Annotated in this window: 16 protein-coding genes; all 16 read left to right on the top strand. The window is 64.3% G+C overall.

Features of this window, described 5'->3' with window-relative positions; all coding sequences use genetic code 11:
- The first annotated feature begins 56 nt into the window (after positions 1–56).
- Positions 57–1,103, top strand: coding sequence for a tryptophan--tRNA ligase (gene trpS, locus D1012_RS02925; protein WP_118150046.1), 1,047 nt, complete (start codon positions 57–59; stop codon positions 1,101–1,103).
- A 96-nt stretch (positions 1,104–1,199) separates the two neighbouring features.
- Positions 1,200–2,258 carry a hypothetical protein gene (locus D1012_RS02920; RefSeq protein WP_118149806.1) on the top strand — a complete coding sequence of 353 codons (1,059 nt, stop codon included), beginning with the start codon at positions 1,200–1,202 and terminating at the stop codon, positions 2,256–2,258.
- A 229-nt stretch (positions 2,259–2,487) separates the two neighbouring features.
- Entirely contained in the window at positions 2,488–2,970 is a 483-nt protein-coding gene (locus D1012_RS02915) for a VOC family protein (protein WP_118149805.1), read from the top strand.
- A gap of 170 nt (positions 2,971–3,140) precedes the next feature.
- On the top strand, positions 3,141–4,397 hold the full coding sequence (locus tag D1012_RS02910) for an Hsp70 family protein (protein WP_118149804.1): 1,257 nt from the start codon (positions 3,141–3,143) through the stop codon (positions 4,395–4,397).
- Positions 4,398–4,482: 85 nt separating this feature from the next.
- Positions 4,483–4,938: a universal stress protein gene (locus D1012_RS02905; RefSeq protein ID WP_118149803.1), complete on the top strand. Its 456-nt coding sequence runs from the start codon at positions 4,483–4,485 to the stop codon at positions 4,936–4,938.
- A gap of 104 nt (positions 4,939–5,042) precedes the next feature.
- Positions 5,043–5,234: a hypothetical protein gene (locus tag D1012_RS02900; RefSeq protein WP_118149802.1), complete on the top strand. Its 192-nt coding sequence runs from the start codon at positions 5,043–5,045 to the stop codon at positions 5,232–5,234.
- Positions 5,235–5,321: 87 nt separating this feature from the next.
- On the top strand, positions 5,322–5,885 hold the full coding sequence (locus tag D1012_RS02895; protein ID WP_118149801.1) for a NifU family protein: 564 nt from the start codon (positions 5,322–5,324) through the stop codon (positions 5,883–5,885).
- A complete protein-coding gene (gene tsaB / locus D1012_RS02890) occupies positions 5,875–6,504 on the top strand; it encodes a tRNA (adenosine(37)-N6)-threonylcarbamoyltransferase complex dimerization subunit type 1 TsaB (protein ID WP_118149800.1) in 630 nt (209 codons plus the stop codon). Before D1012_RS02895 ends, tsaB begins: the two co-directional genes overlap by 11 nt.
- On the top strand, positions 6,497–6,910 hold the full coding sequence (locus tag D1012_RS02885) for a GNAT family N-acetyltransferase (RefSeq protein WP_118149799.1): 414 nt from the start codon (positions 6,497–6,499) through the stop codon (positions 6,908–6,910). Before tsaB ends, D1012_RS02885 begins: the two co-directional genes overlap by 8 nt.
- Positions 6,911–7,101: 191 nt before the next feature.
- Positions 7,102–8,106 (top strand): BMP family lipoprotein, encoded by a 1,005-nt coding sequence (locus tag D1012_RS02880; protein WP_118149798.1) that lies wholly within the window; start codon positions 7,102–7,104, stop codon positions 8,104–8,106.
- Positions 8,106–9,689, top strand: a complete 1,584-nt coding sequence (locus D1012_RS02875) for an ABC transporter ATP-binding protein (protein ID WP_118149797.1) — start codon at positions 8,106–8,108, stop codon at positions 9,687–9,689. Before D1012_RS02880 ends, D1012_RS02875 begins: the two co-directional genes overlap by 1 nt.
- A complete protein-coding gene (locus tag D1012_RS02870; RefSeq protein ID WP_118149796.1) occupies positions 9,689–10,792 on the top strand; it encodes an ABC transporter permease in 1,104 nt (367 codons plus the stop codon). The genes D1012_RS02875 and D1012_RS02870 overlap by 1 nt, the downstream gene beginning before the upstream one ends.
- Positions 10,792–11,760 (top strand): ABC transporter permease, encoded by a 969-nt coding sequence (locus D1012_RS02865; protein WP_118149795.1) that lies wholly within the window; start codon positions 10,792–10,794, stop codon positions 11,758–11,760. The genes D1012_RS02870 and D1012_RS02865 overlap by 1 nt, the downstream gene beginning before the upstream one ends.
- Positions 11,761–11,921: 161 nt before the next feature.
- Positions 11,922–12,725 (top strand): purine-nucleoside phosphorylase, encoded by an 804-nt coding sequence (locus D1012_RS02860; protein WP_118149794.1) that lies wholly within the window; start codon positions 11,922–11,924, stop codon positions 12,723–12,725.
- Between the two features lie 79 nt (positions 12,726–12,804).
- Positions 12,805–13,725 carry a sulfite exporter TauE/SafE family protein gene (locus D1012_RS02855; RefSeq protein WP_118149793.1) on the top strand — a complete coding sequence of 307 codons (921 nt, stop codon included), beginning with the start codon at positions 12,805–12,807 and terminating at the stop codon, positions 13,723–13,725.
- Complete coding sequence (locus tag D1012_RS02850; protein ID WP_118149792.1) at positions 13,722–14,480, top strand: TIGR02186 family protein; 759 nt, start codon at positions 13,722–13,724, stop codon at positions 14,478–14,480. Before D1012_RS02855 ends, D1012_RS02850 begins: the two co-directional genes overlap by 4 nt.
- Positions 14,481–14,487 lie beyond the last annotated feature (7 nt).

Below are 14,487 nucleotides of genomic sequence, written 5' to 3'. Positions count from 1 at the left end.
GCCCCCTTGCCCATGGATTACGCCAGCCACAGCACTTTATCCAGATGGAGACGACCATGTCAGAGCCTTCGGCGGTCCAAACGCCGCAAGCCTTTTCGCCACGGATTTTCTCGGGCATCCAGCCTTCGGGCGGGTTGACCCTTGGCAATTACCTCGGCGCCCTGAAACGGTTTGCCGAGAAGCAGGATGAGGGGATCGAGACGATCTATTGTCTGGTCGACATGCACGCCATCACCGTCTGGCAAGACCCGGCCAAGCTGCGCCAGCAGACGCGTGAGGGGGCTGCGGCCTTTATCGCCTCGGGTGTGGATCCGGCGCGGTCGATCCTGTTCAACCAAAGCCAGGTCAGCGCCCATGCGGAACTGGCGTGGATCTTTAACTGCGTCGCCCGTCTGGGCTGGATGAACCGGATGACCCAGTTCAAGGACAAAGCCGGCAAGAATGCCGAAGCCGCGTCGCTGGGCCTGTACGCATACCCCGCGCTGATGGCGGCCGATATCATGGCCTATCACGCGACCCATGTTCCGGTGGGCGAGGATCAGAAGCAGCATCTGGAACTGACCCGCGACATCGCGGCCAAGTTCAACCATGATTATGGGGTGGAGTTCTTTCCCATCGTCGAGCCGCTGATCGAAGGGGCGGCCACCCGCGTCATGAGCTTGCGCGACGGTACAAAGAAGATGTCGAAATCCGACCCGTCGGACCAGAGCCGGATCAACCTGACCGACGATGCCGATGCCATCGCCGCCAAGATCCGCAAGGCCAAGACCGACCCGGAGCCGCTGCCCGACACCCTCGACGGGCTGAAAGACCGGCCCGAAGCGCGCAATCTGGTGAACATCTACGCCGCCCTTGCCGGGATGACGGCGGCCGAGGTGATCGCGCAGAACGCGGGCGCGCAGTTTGGCACATTCAAACCCAAGCTGGCAGATCTGGCCGTATCGGTGATGTCCCCGATCACCACCGAGATGAACAGGTTGATGCAAGACCCTGCCGAGATTGACCGCATTCTTGGCGCGGGCGCTGACCGGGCCGAGGCGATTGCGCGGCCCATTCTGGATCAGGTCTATGACATCACTGGTATGATCCGGTCACGGCGCTGAGCACAGGGGCGGCCGTGCGCCGCCCTTTTCCGCGCGGCGAAGGGCCCTCAGCGAAGGGACTGTGCCCGGCGGCCCGGCTTTGGTAAGGTGCCCGCAATGAAACGTCTGGCGCGGACCCTGTTGCTTTTCCTGTTCATCGGGTCGCTGGCGATGACGCTGCGTTCTGGCATCCGTATTGCAGAGAACCCCGCCCTTTCCCCCATGATCGACCGCACCGCCGACGAGATCGCGGCGCTGACCGACCGGATGATGGCGCGCGAGGCCACGCCCGAGCGGCTGGCAGAGCTGATCACCAACCGGCTGGCCGAAGAGCCGCGCAACTGGGTGGCGCTGCAGGCGCTGGCCGAGGTTGCGGCAGAACAGGGTCACGCCCTGCCCACCGCCTATGCGGAGGCATGGGAGCAGGACTCGGGCCTGCTGGCGATGTCGGGCGATTGCCTTGCCTGCATGTGGGATATCAGCACCTGTTCACTGTCGACCGCGCTGATCTGCAAGGCCCCGATCCTGCTGACCCCGGTGGAGGATCTGCGCGGGGTGGTCAAGGCGGGGGCCGATTACACCATGGGCCAGCCGGTGGATCAGCTGGACCTTGGGTTGTCGGTGGTGGGGCTGGGGGCAACAGCGGCCTTTGTGGCGACCGGCGGCACCTCGGCCACGGTCAAGGCCGGGACGGCAACGATCCGGCTGGCGCGGGGCATGGGGCGGCTGTCGCCGCGCCTGACCACCCGGATGACAGCGGCAGTGACCGACGGCATTCGCTGGGCCGATCTGCCAAAGGTGCGCGGCGCCGATGATGCGGTGGCACTCCTGCGCACCGACACCCTGCGCCCGCTGGCCGAGACCGTCACCGACCTTGGCCGGGTTGCCGATGCCACCGGCCCGGTGCCGGCGCTGCATCTGCTGCCGCTGGTCGATGATGCGGTGGACGCCCGGCGGCTGGCCCGCGCCTCCGAGGCGTTGGGGGCAAAGACCGTGTCACGCGCCGAGGTGCTGGGCAAGTCGCGGCTGCTGCGGGCGACGATCCGCTATGGCGACACCGCCATCGGGCTGATCGCCGGGCTGGTGGGCGCGCTGATCTCATTGGCGCTGATGCTGGCGGGGGTGGTGCAGACGATGGTGCTGCGCGCCCTGCGCCGCGCGGCGCGTGTCACATGACTGATTCCAAGTCGCGCTAACGCTGAGGGTGACGGGCGGGCCTGTCCCCCTCTTTGCTGCCACTTGGGTCCGTCCCCGGCCCCACGCAGCCCCGCCCATGTTGCCCCCGGTTCAGTCCCCCTGGACCGGGGGTCTTTTTCCACAGCCTCTGTGCAGTCTTGCGCCTATGTCGCAGGCGACAGGCAGGCTATGTTCCTGTGGTCACAGAGTTGGCCCAGAGGAGGGCAAGATGAGCAGCATTCACCCCGGCACCCGTGTCGGACATGTCCACCTGAAGGTGGCCGATCTGGACCGGGCCATCGGGTTTTATTCGGGCCTTCTGGGCTTTGGCGTGACCCAGCGCTATGGACCGCAGGCGGCGTTTCTGTCGGCCGGGGGCTATCACCACCATATCGGGCTGAACACCTGGGAAAGTGCCGGCGGCACGCCGCCGCCGCCCGGCCATACCGGGCTGTATCACACCGCCTTTCTGTTCCCCGACCGCAAGGCGCTGGCGCAGGTGTTCAAACGGCTGGTCGAGACACGCTGGCCGATTGACGGCGCGGCAGACCATGGCGTGAGCGAGGCGATTTATCTGACCGATCCCGATGGCAACGGCGTGGAGCTGTATGTCGACCGGCCCGAGGCAGAGTGGCCGCGCGATGCCAACGGCACGCTGGCGATGGTCAACAAGCGGTTTGATCTGGCAGCGCTGCTGGCCGAAGCGGACTAAGCCCATCGCGTTCAATTGCATTCCCTCTGTCCCCCGAACGCGTTTCCAAGGGCAAACGCTGCCTCGGCGGTCAGAGGGAATTTCTGCCTCTAATCAAACGCGATAGTCTCCAGGTCTTTACAGCGCCCCGCAAACCGCTTACCCCCGCCGCCTTGGATTCAGGGGGCATCATGGCACAGGCGCGCGTTTGCGGGGTGGATTTCGGCACGTCGAACTCCACCGTCTCGGTTCCTGCCGGAAACGGCGCGCGGTTGATTGCACTGGAAGGGGATAGCGTCACCCTGCCCTCGGCGGTGTTCTGGGATGCCGACGGCGCGCCGCCACAGTTTGGCCGTGCGGCGATGGCAGCCTATGTCGAGGGCGATGACGGGCGGCTGATGCGGGGCTTGAAAAGCGCGCTGGGGTCGGACCTGATTCACGAGAAAACCCGTGTCGGCAACCGGGCGATTGCCTTTACCCAGATCATCGGCCGGTTCTTTGCCCACCTGCGCGCGAAGCTGGAGGCGGCACAGCCCGGCACCGATCATGTGGTGCTGGGTCGTCCGGTGCATTTCGTCGATGACGATGCGGCGGGCGATCAGGCGGCGCAGGATGTGCTGGAGGCGATTGCGCGCGAGCAGGGTTTCACCGAGGTCGGGTTCCAGTATGAGCCGATTGCAGCCGCGCTGGATTATGAAAGCCGCATCACCGCCGAAGAACTGGTGCTGATCGTCGACATCGGCGGCGGCACCACCGACTTTTCGGTGATCCGTGTCTCGCCCGAAGGGGCCACGCGGGCCGACCGCTCGGGCGATATTCTGGCCAATCACGGCTTGCGGCTGGGCGGCACCGATCTGGACCGGCTGCTGAGCCTTGACCATATCATGCCCGATCTGGGGCTGGGGTCTTTGGTGCATGGCGGCAAGGCCCCGATGCCACAGCACTATTACCTTGCTCTGGCCAGCTGGCACCGGATCAACGCGATGTATGCGCCCGGCGTGGCGCGCGAGATAAGGGAATTGCGCCAGCGGGCGGTGCGGCCCGATCTGCTGGACCGGCTGCTGGCGGTGCTGGATCAGCGTCACGGCCACGCGCTGGCCATGGCGGCAGAGGCGGCAAAGATCGACCTGTCAGACCGCAACGTGACGCAGATCCTGATCGCGGCGCTGACCGGGGGGCGCGACAAGGCGCTGTCGCGCACCGGGTTTGAAGAGACCGTCGCCCAGCCTGTCCTGCGCCTGACCTCTGGTCTGGCCGAGGTGTTGCGGCAGGCGGGCGTCGCCCCGCGCGACATCGGCACCGTGTTCATGACCGGCGGCTCGGCCAGCCTGCCGGTTCTGCGCGAGGCGGTGAGCCGCTGCCTGCCCGGCACCCCGATTGCGACCGGCGACATGTTCGGCAGCGTCGGCACCGGGCTGGCACTGGATGCCGCCCGGCGCTTTGCCTGACAGGATCGGTTTTACGCCCTGCGCGCCGGGGCTTGCCAGCCCCCCCGGCGATCCGCCATGATGCGCCCGCTTGGGGAGATCATGTATGCGGAAGTTTCTTGTCGTTCTGGACGACAGCCGGGAATGCCTGAACGCGATGCGCTTTGCCGCGTTGCGGGCGGCCCACACCGGCGCGGGGGTCACCATTCTGTCGGTGATCCCGCCCGAAGAGTTCCAGCACTGGATGGGCGTCGCCGATCTGATGCGGGCCGAAGCGCGCGAGCGGATCGAGGCGCATTTCGAAGTGTTCGCCAAATGGATGCGCGACAAACAGGGGGTCAACCCTGATCTGGTGATCCGCGAAGGCGACCCGGTGACCGAGATCCTGAAGCTTGTGAACGAAACGCCGGAAATCGGGGTGCTGGTTCTGGGCGCGGGCAGCGACAAATCCGGCCCTGGCCCCCTGGTCACACAAATGTCGAAGAATGCCGGGGGTCTGCCAATCCCCATCACCATCGTTCCGGGTGAGATGTCAAAGGAACGGCTGGAGCGCATCACCTGACCCATGCGCCGGGCGCAGGCCGGGCTTGCACGTTCCGGCCTTTCGCTGCGGTGCGGCAAGGCTTAGGTTCAGCGCAGGGAGGAGAGCATAAAGGGGCTTACGCCATGACCGCTCTCACATCACCAGACACCTACTACCGCCATGCGGTGACCGTCACCGCACTGGAACGCGCCAAAAGCGCCACCGTTGAGTATTGCTCTGTCGCCGCCAAGGATCTGGCGCATACCAAGCTGCGCGATCTGACCCCGCTGGAGGCGATGTATGCCTATTTCGGGTCGGACGAAGCCGCCGCCTGACCGCCGATTGACGGCAGGGTTCCGGGGCCACTTGTTGACTTGTGCGCGGCAAAGCCCCATATCCGAGAGGAACCGTCGGAGATAGCCATGTTCATCCAGACCGAGTCGACCCCGAACCCCGCAACGCTGAAATTCCTGCCCGGCCAGACCGTGCTGGAGCTTGGCACCGCCGATTTCCCGAATGCCGAAGCGGCGGATAAATCGCCGCTGGCAAAGCGCATCTTTGCGGCGGCTGGCGTGACGGGCGTGTTCTTTGGCACCGATTTCGTCACCGTGACCAAATCGGACGAGACCGATTGGCAGCATATCAAGCCAGCCATCCTTGGCGCCATCATGGAGCATTACCAGTCGGGTGCCCCGGTGATGGAGGGTGAGGCCAAGGCTGCCGGTGGCCATGCCGAGCATACCGGCGAAGATGGCGACATCGTGCGCCAGATCAAGGAATTGCTGGATACCCGCGTGCGCCCGGCCGTGGCGCAGGATGGTGGCGACATCACCTTTCACGGGTTCGAGCGTGGCGTGGTCTATCTGCACATGCAAGGCGCCTGCGCCGGCTGCCCGTCGTCGACGCTGACCCTGAAAATGGGGATCGAGAACCTGCTGCGCCACTATATCCCGGAAGTGACCGAGGTGCGCCCGGTTGCCGCCTGAGACCCTTCTGGCATTCGACACATCGGCGGCGCATTGCGCCGCCGCTTTGCTTTTGCCCGATGGCCGCTGCCTGATCCGGGTCGAGGACATGGCCAAGGGTCAGGCCGAACGCCTGATCCCGCTGCTGGAAGAGCTGCTGGCCGAGGCTGGAATCGGCTGGAACGATCTGGCGGGCATTGGGGTGGGAACGGGGCCGGGCAACTTTACCGGCGTCCGCATCTCGGTCGCGGCGGCGCGCGGGTTGGCGCTGTCGCTGGGCGTGGCCGCCATCGGCGTGACCCGGCTGGAGGCTTTGGCGCATGGCCTACCCCGCCCGCTGACGGTGGTGGAAGATGCGCGGCGCGAGGAAGTCTATCTACAGCATTTTGGTGCCGACGGACCGGATGCTGCGGGGTTGCACCCCCTTGCCGGGCTGACAGTCACAGGCCCGGTAACGGGCTCTGCGGCGGCGGCTCTGGGCGCTGAACCTCTGCAGCCTGCGATGCCGCTGATCCAAGCCATCGCCCGAATCGCCACCACCCGGCTCGGCACTCCGCAGCCCCGCCCTGCCCCGTTTTACTTGCGCGGCGCCGATGCTGCCCCGCCCAGTGACCCGCCGCCGGTGATTCTGGATGCCTGATGCGGCGGGGCTGGCGATGATCCACGCGGCCTGCTTTTCCTTGCCGCGCCCTTGGACTGCCTTTGAAATCAAGGCATTGCTGGAAAGCCCGCATGTCTTTCTGCTTGGCGAATCGGATGGTTTCCTGATGGGCCGCGCCGTTGCCGGAGAGGCGGAATTGCTGACATTGGCGGTCTTGCCTGCCGCCCGACGCCAGGGAATCGGCGCACGGCTGGTGCAGGCGTTTCTGGCCGAGGCGCGCACGCGCCAATCCGCGCAGGCCTTTCTGGAGGTGGCAGCCGGAAACACCGCCGCCCTTGCCTTGTATGAAAGCGCCGGATTCGCTCAGGTGGGTCGCAGAAAGGGCTATTACACAGGCGCGGATGGTCACAGCGACGATGCGCTGGTTCTGTCACGCCCCGTCTGACGCTGCGTTACCCCCACGTGGGAACGCCTTGATTTTGATCAAAAGATCAAAACTCCCGCAACGGGTTCCAAATGGCACTTGACCCTTTGTCACGAGCCTGCCCTAAATTGACAACGATCCGGGGCGGCTGTCATAGCGGTCTCTGGGCACCAAAAAACGTAATCGTCGTAACGACAACCGGGAGACTTTCCATGACCATGATGAAGCACCTTTTGGGCGCAGCCGGTGCGCTGGCCCTCACGGCTGGCGTTGCCAGTGCGGAACCGGCGCTGATCTACGATCTGGGCGGCAAATTCGACAAATCCTTTAACGAAGCGGCCTACAATGGCGCGGAACGCTGGGCCAAGGAAACCGGCGGGTCGTACAAGGAAATCGAGATGCAGAACGAGGCCCAGCGTGAGCAGGCCCTGCGTCGTCTGGCCGAAGCCGGGTCGAACCCGATTGTCACCACCGGATTCGGCATGTCCGACCCGATTGCCACCGTGTCCAAGGACTTTCCTGACACCAAATTCGTCACCATCGACGGCTGGGTCGATCCGGCCGAGCATCCGAACGTGCTGACCATCGGCTTTGCCGAGCATGAAGGATCGTATCTGGTGGGCATGATGGCCGCTTTGGCGTCCAAGACCGGCACGGTCAGCTTTGTCGGCGGCATGGATATTCCCCTGATCCGCAACTTTGCCTGCGGCTATGCGCAGGGCGCGGTTGCGGCCAATCCCGACATCAAGTTCATCTCGAACATGACCGGCACCACCCCGGCCGCCTGGAATGACCCGGTAAAAGGATCCGAGCTGGCCAAGGCGCAGAAATCGCAAGGCTCTGACGTGATCTTTGCGGCGGCGGGCGGCACCGGTCTGGGTGTTCTGCAGGCGGCGGCGGATGAGGGCATCCTGTCGATCGGCGTGGACAGCAACCAGAACCACCTGCACCCCGGCTCGGTGCTGACCTCGATGCTCAAGCGCGTCGATGTGGCTGTCTACAATTCGATGACCCAAGGCGCGGAGCTGGACACCACGATGCAGGCGCTGAACCTTGCGTCGGATGGTGTCGGCTACGCGATGGATGAGAACAACGCCGAGCTGGTGACGGCAGAGATGCAGGCTGCGGTGGACGCGGCTGCCGAAAAGATCAAATCGGGCGAGCTGGTTGTGCATGACTACCGCACCGACGACACCTGCCCGGCTGCGACGTTCTGATGGCCGCAGCGGCTGACACCTTGGGGCGGCAGGAGACTGCCGCCCCCTTTGCCATCGAGTTGAAGGGCATCTCCAAAGCCTTTGGCCCGGTTCAGGCAAACAAGGACATCAACATCGCTGTGCCAAAAGGCACGATCCACGGCATCATCGGTGAGAATGGTGCCGGAAAATCGACGTTGATGTCGATCCTCTACGGATTTTACAAAGCCGATTCCGGTCAGATCTTCATCAGTGGCAATCTGACCCCGATCCCCGACAGCCAGAGCGCCATCCGCGCCGGCATCGGGATGGTTTTCCAGCATTTCAAGCTGGTGCAGAATTTCACGGTGTTGGAAAACATCGTGCTCGGGGCCGAGGATGGCGCGCTGTTGAACACCTCGCTGGGCAAGGCGCGGCGGGTGCTCAAGGAGCTGGCGCAGGAATACGGGCTGGACGTGGACCCCGATACGCTGGTCGAAGACCTGTCGGTCGGCCATCAGCAGCGGGTGGAAATCCTCAAGGCGCTGTACCGGCAGGCCGATATCCTGATCCTGGACGAGCCGACCGGGGTGCTGACCCCGGATGAGGCCGACCATCTGTTCCGCATCCTCAAGGGCCTGAAGGATCAGGGCAAAACCGTGATCCTGATCACCCACAAGCTGCGCGAAATCATGGAGGCAACAGATAACGTCAGCGTCATGCGCCGCGGCACCATGGTCGCCACGGTCAAGACGGCCGAGACCAGCCCCGAACAGCTGGCCGAGCTGATGGTTGGCCGCAAGGTGCTGCTGGAAGTGGAAAAGACCCCCGCCGTGCCGGGTAAGGTGGTGCTGTCGGTCGAAAACCTGCACGTGCGCGATGAGCATGGGGTGGAGCGGCTCAAAGGCATCAGTCTGGAGATTCGTGCGGGCGAAATTCTGGGCATTGCCGGGGTCGCGGGCAATGGTCAGTCCGACCTGCTGGCGGCTCTGGGCGGGATGACCAATGCCAGCGGCAAGATCACGCTGAACGGGGTGGACCTTCCGCTGTCGGGCGCAGGATCAGACGGGCAAAGCCGGCGGGAGGCGGGCATTGCCCATGTGCCCGAAGACCGGCATCATCACGGGCTGATCCTTGATTTCACCGCCTGGGAAAACGTGGCCTTTGGCTATCACAACGACCCCAAGTACCAGAAATCGGCGCTGTTCATGGACAATGACGCCCTGCGCGCCGATACCGAGAAAAAGATGACCGCCTATGACGTGCGCCCGCCGATCCCCACGCTGGAGGCCAAGAACTTCTCTGGCGGCAACCAGCAAAAGATCGTGGTCGCCCGCGAGGTCGAACAGAACCCCGATCTGCTCCTGATCGGCCAGCCGACCCGTGGCGTCGACATCGGCGCCATTGAGTTCATCCACAAACAGATCGTCGCGCTGCGCGATGCCGGCAAGGCGATCTTGCTGGTCAGCGTGGAGCTGGACGAGATCATGTCGCTGTCCGACCGGATCGCGGTGATGTTTGACGGCCAGATCATGGGCATGCGCGACCCCGAGACCACGGATGAGCGAGAATTGGGGATGTTGATGGCAGGCATGAACGGCAAAAACACCGGGGAGGCCGCCTGATGGACCGTTTGCCAAGATGGGCCGACCTCACGCTGGTGCCGCTGGTCAGCCTGCTGTTTGCCGCCGTTATTTCGGCACTGGTGCTGCTGGTGATCGGCCAAAGCCCGGTCGAGGCGTTCAAGGTCATGGTCGATGGCGCGCTCGGCTCGCCCTATGGCTGGGGCTATACGCTGTATTATGCCACCAGCTTCATCTTTACCGGCTTGGCGGTGACCGTGGCCTTTCACGCCGGGTTGTTCAACATCGGCGGCGAGGGTCAGGCGCAGCTGGGCGGTCTGGGGGTCGCTCTGGTCTGTCTGTCGCTGCCGTGGCCACACTGGACCGTCGCGCTGATCGCGGCAACCGCCGGGGCGGCGCTGTTTGGCGCGGCCTGGGCTGCGATTCCTGCCTATCTGCAGGCCAAGCGCGGCAGCCATATCGTGATCACAACGATCATGTTCAACTATATCGCGGCGGCGCTCCTGGTCTATATGCTGGTCGATGTGCTCAAGCCCGTTGGTCAGGCCGATCCGGCCTCGGCCCGGTTCCCTGTGGGCGCGCAACTGCCGGCGCTGAATGACATCCCCGGTTTCAACCTGATCTTTGAGCGCCCGGTCCCGGCAAACGTGACCCTGCTGATCGCGCTTGCGATGGCGGTTGTGGTCTGGGCGCTGTTGTGGCGCACCCGGCTGGGCTATCAGATCCGCGCCTTTGGCAAATCCGAGGCGGCGGCGAAATATGCGGGCATCAACCCGGTGCGTATCACCATTATCGCGATGCTGATCTCTGGCGGTCTTGCCGGAATGATGAGCATCAACAACGTGATGGGCGAGGCGGAGCGGCTGCTCCAGAACTCGTCCGAAGGCGCCGGATTCATCGGCATCGCCGTGGCCCTGATGGGGCGCAACCACCCGTTTGGCGTAGTGCTGGCGGCGCTGCTGTTTGGCTTTCTCTATCAGGGCGGGGCAGAGCTGGGCCTGTGGACCAGCATCCCGATCGAGATGCGGATCGTGGTGCAAGGGTTGGTGATCCTGTTCACCGGCGCGCTGGACATGATGGTGCGGATGATCCTTGAGCGGGCCTTTGGTCTGGTCCGTTCGGCCAAAGCGATGAGGGCGGCCTGATGGATTACGCGACACTTCTGCAAGTCCTCGACACCACCATCCGATTGGCGACACCGCTGCTGCTGGCCTGTCTTGCCGGGTTGTACTCCGAACGTGCGGGGATTTTCGACATCGGGCTGGAGGGCAAGATGCTGGCCGCCGCGATGTCGGCAGGCGCGGTGGCCGCGCTGACCGGCTCGGCCTGGGCCGGGCTCTTGGCGGGGATCGGCGCATCGCTGCTGTTTGCCGCCCTGCATGGCATCGCCGCGATCACCTTTCGCGGCAATCAGCTGATTTCCGGCGTGGCGCTGAACTTTCTGGCCTCGGGCCTGACCGTGCTGATTGCACAGGCGCTGTTCCGGCAGGGCGGGCGCACCCCGCCCCTGTCCGGCAATGCCCGTTTCAACCCCGTCACCCTGCCGGGGGCCGAGGCGTTGCGCGAGGTGCCGCTGATCGGGCCGCTTTATTATGAGGTAATCTCGGGCCATTCCGTGCTGGTCTACATGGCATTTCTGATCGTGCCGCTGACCTGGTGGGTGCTGTTCCGCACCCGGTTCGGTCTGCGCCTGCGCGCCGTGGGCGAAAACCCGGCGGCGGTGGATACGGCGGGCGTATCGGTCGTTGGCCTGCGCTTTGCGGCGGTGGCAATCACCGGCGTTCTGTGCGGTGTCGCCGGGGCCTATATGGCGACCGCGCTGCAAGCCGGGTTTGGCCGCGAGATGACGGCCGGGCGCGGCTATATAGCCCTTGCTGCACTGATCTTTGCCAAATGGCGGCCAGTGGCAGCGATGTGGGCTTGTCTGCTGTTCGGTTTCTTTCAGGCTCTCGCTTTGCGCCCCGATGTGGTGCAGGCGGTGGTGCAGGTCCGGGTGCCAGTGCCGGTACTGGACGCCCTGCCCTATATCCTGACCGTGCTGGTGCTGGCGGGCTTTGTTGGCAAGGCCATCCCGCCGCGCGCCGGGGGACAACCCTATGTCAAGGAACGCTGAGCGGCTCATCTGAGACGCGCCTCCGGGGGGGGTATCTCCCCGGAAAACAAAGGACAGAAAATAAGACGCGGTACTGCTTCTATTTTCTGTCTAAAAATATCCTCGGGGGGTCCGGGGGGCGAAGCGCCCCCGGGGGCTCCACAAGACAAAAGGCAAGACATATGAGCAACACATCCGAGGCCCTGCGCCTGATCCGGGACCAGGCCGGCGACGCGCCGGTCAAACTGGGGCTGATCCTGGGCTCGGGCCTGGGTCATCTGGCGCATGCGGTTGATGGGGTTGCCATTCCCTATGCCGAGCTGCCGGGCTTTCCGCATGCGGCAGTGTCGGGGCACAATCCGAACCTGCACATCGGCACGCTGGAAGGCGTGCGGGTGGCGGTGTTCGGCGCGCGCGAGCATTACTATGAAAAGGGCAACCCGGCCGCCATGCGTCTGGCGCTGGAGGTGCTGAAGGAACTGGGGGCAGACAGCCTGATCCTGACCAATGCCGCCGGGTCGATGCGGCCGGACATTCCGCCGGGCGATCTGATGCTGCTCTCGGATCACATCAATTACAACGGGTTGAACCCGCTGATCGGCGAGCCGACGGATGCGCGCTTCGTGCCGATGACCGATGCCCACAACCCCGAGCTGCGGGCGGCGCTGCGCGCCAGCGCGCAGGCGGAAGGCATCGACATCAAGGACGGGGTTTACGCCTGGTACTCCGGCCCCTCCTTCGAGACTCCGGCGGAAATCCGGATGCTGAAGCTGCTGGGCGCCGATGCCGTTGGCATGTCGACCGTGCCCGAGATCATTCTGGGCCGTTTTCTGGGTCTGCGCTGTGCGGCGATTTCCACCGTCACCAATATGGCGGCAGGAATGTCGGATGAGCAGATCAGCCATGAGCATACCAAAGCGATGGCCCCCATGGGTGCGGCAAAACTGGAACGCATCCTCAGGCATTTTCTGTCAACGCTCCGATAAGACGGATCGGGATTTGACTTCGCGGCCAAAGGTGCGCAACCCTTTGGACTGACCGCCCTTTCGCCTGCCGGGGCCTGACATGCAGATCTTTCTCCCTATCGCCGATATTTCGGTCAACCTTTTCCTGCTTCTGGGAATCGGCGGAGTCGTGGGGTTTTTGTCGGGGCTGTTCGGCGTGGGCGGCGGGTTTCTGATCACGCCCCTGCTGTTTTTCATAGGCATTCCCCCCGCCATCGCGGTGGCGACCGGGGCCAATCAGGTGGTGGCCTCGTCGGTTTCCGGCGTTCTGGCGCAGGTCAAGCGCAAGGCGGTGGATTTCCCGATGGGCTTTGTGCTGCTGGCGGGCGGTCTGGTCGGATCGGCGGGCGGCGTCTGGTTCTTTGCCCGGCTGACGGCGGCGGGGCAGGTCGATCTGTTCGTGCAGCTGTCTTACGTGCTGTTTCTGGGGCTGATCGGTCTGACCATGTTCTGGGAATCGGTGGTCGCGTTGCGGCGCGCGAACCGGCCCGGTGGGCCGATCCGGCGGTCACACACGCACAACTGGGTGCATGGCCTGCCGTTCAAGATGAAGTTTCGCGCCTCTGGCCTGTATATCTCGGTCCTGCCGCCACTGGCGGTCGGGGCGCTGGTCGGGTTTCTGGCGGCGATCATGGGGGTCGGAGGCGGGTTCATCATGGTTCCCGCGATGATCTATCTGCTGGGGATGCCAACCAAGGTGGTGATCGGCACCTCGCTGTTCCAGATCATCTTTGTCACCGCCTTTACCACGGTGATGCATGCCGTCACCGCCAATACGGTGGATATGATGCTGGCGGTGCTGCTGATCATCGGCGGGGTGGTCGGGGCGCAGTTTGGCGCACAGGTCAGCGGGCGGCTGAAGGCCGAGCAGTTACGCATCCTGCTGTCGCTTCTGGTGCTGGGGGTGGCGGCCAAGATCGCGCTGGACCTGCTGCTGCGCCCGTCCGAGCTGTACACCATCACGCCGGGGTTGCTGCCATGATCCGAGCGGCATTGCTCTGGCTGCTGTCTGCCCTGCCCGCTCTCGCGGCGAGCGAAGATATCGTTGCAGGTCTCAGCCAGAACCGGGTCTCGATCACGGCGGATTTTGAAGGGTCCGAGATCCTGATCTATGGGGCGGTGCGGCGGACTGCCCCTGCCCCGCCCGGCGCGCTGCATGTGATCATCACGGTCGAGGGGCCATCGACCCCGATCACCGTGCGCAAGAAAGAGCGCACCGCCGGTATCTGGATCAACCGCGAGTCGGTGCAGATCGCCAGTGCGCCATCATTCTATGCAATCTCGACCACCGGCCACCTGAAGGACATTCTGACCGAAACCGAAAATCTGCGCCACCAGATCACCATTCCGCGCGCGATCCGTGCGGTGGGGATTTCACAACAGGCCCGCAATGCGCCGGAGTTTCTGGAGGCTCTGATCCGCGTGCGCGCCTCTGACGGCAGCTACCGGCTCAACGAACGGTCAGTGCAGTTCACCCAAGGCACGCTGTTCCGTTCGGATGTGGTCTTGCCCGCCAATCTGACCGAAGGACTGTATGTCGTGCGGATATTTCTGACCCGTGACGGTCAGGTGGTGGACCGGATCGAGCGCCAGATCAACGTGCGCAAAGAGGGGTTGGAACGCTTCCTGTTCAACCTGTCGCGCGATCAGCCGCTGATCTATGGGCTTTTGTCGCTGCTGATTGCGGTGGTGGCGGGCTATGGTGCTTCGGCGGCGTTTCGGCTGTTGAAACGGTAAGCGGCGG

The sequence above is a fragment of the Pseudotabrizicola alkalilacus genome (assembly GCF_003443995.1).
In the GTDB taxonomy this organism is placed as follows: domain Bacteria; phylum Pseudomonadota; class Alphaproteobacteria; order Rhodobacterales; family Rhodobacteraceae; genus Pseudotabrizicola; species Pseudotabrizicola alkalilacus.
Note: the sequence above shows the minus strand (reverse complement) of the source record. Positions and strands in the feature narration are given on the sequence as shown.

Excerpts from the sequence above, each read along its gene's own strand:
- D1012_RS02895 (WP_118149801.1), top strand. The coding sequence starts at position 5,322 with ATGTTCATCCAGACCGAGTCGACCCCGAACCCCGCAACGCTGAAATTC.
- D1012_RS02870 (WP_118149796.1), top strand. The coding sequence starts at position 9,689 with ATGGACCGTTTGCCAAGATGGGCCGACCTCACGCTGGTGCCGCTGGTC.
- D1012_RS02865 (WP_118149795.1), top strand. The coding sequence starts at position 10,792 with ATGGATTACGCGACACTTCTGCAAGTCCTCGACACCACCATCCGATTG.
- D1012_RS02885 (WP_118149799.1), top strand. The coding sequence starts at position 6,497 with ATGCCTGATGCGGCGGGGCTGGCGATGATCCACGCGGCCTGCTTTTCC.
- D1012_RS02880 (WP_118149798.1), top strand. The coding sequence starts at position 7,102 with ATGACCATGATGAAGCACCTTTTGGGCGCAGCCGGTGCGCTGGCCCTC.
- D1012_RS02900 (WP_118149802.1), top strand. The coding sequence starts at position 5,043 with ATGACCGCTCTCACATCACCAGACACCTACTACCGCCATGCGGTGACC.
- D1012_RS02875 (WP_118149797.1), top strand. The coding sequence starts at position 8,106 with ATGGCCGCAGCGGCTGACACCTTGGGGCGGCAGGAGACTGCCGCCCCC.
- D1012_RS02855 (WP_118149793.1), top strand. The coding sequence starts at position 12,805 with ATGCAGATCTTTCTCCCTATCGCCGATATTTCGGTCAACCTTTTCCTG.
- D1012_RS02910 (WP_118149804.1), top strand. The coding sequence starts at position 3,141 with ATGGCACAGGCGCGCGTTTGCGGGGTGGATTTCGGCACGTCGAACTCC.
- D1012_RS02920 (WP_118149806.1), top strand. The coding sequence starts at position 1,200 with ATGAAACGTCTGGCGCGGACCCTGTTGCTTTTCCTGTTCATCGGGTCG.
- trpS (WP_118150046.1), top strand. The coding sequence starts at position 57 with ATGTCAGAGCCTTCGGCGGTCCAAACGCCGCAAGCCTTTTCGCCACGG.
- D1012_RS02905 (WP_118149803.1), top strand. The coding sequence starts at position 4,483 with ATGCGGAAGTTTCTTGTCGTTCTGGACGACAGCCGGGAATGCCTGAAC.
- D1012_RS02915 (WP_118149805.1), top strand. The coding sequence starts at position 2,488 with ATGAGCAGCATTCACCCCGGCACCCGTGTCGGACATGTCCACCTGAAG.
- D1012_RS02850 (WP_118149792.1), top strand. The coding sequence starts at position 13,722 with ATGATCCGAGCGGCATTGCTCTGGCTGCTGTCTGCCCTGCCCGCTCTC.
- D1012_RS02860 (WP_118149794.1), top strand. The coding sequence starts at position 11,922 with ATGAGCAACACATCCGAGGCCCTGCGCCTGATCCGGGACCAGGCCGGC.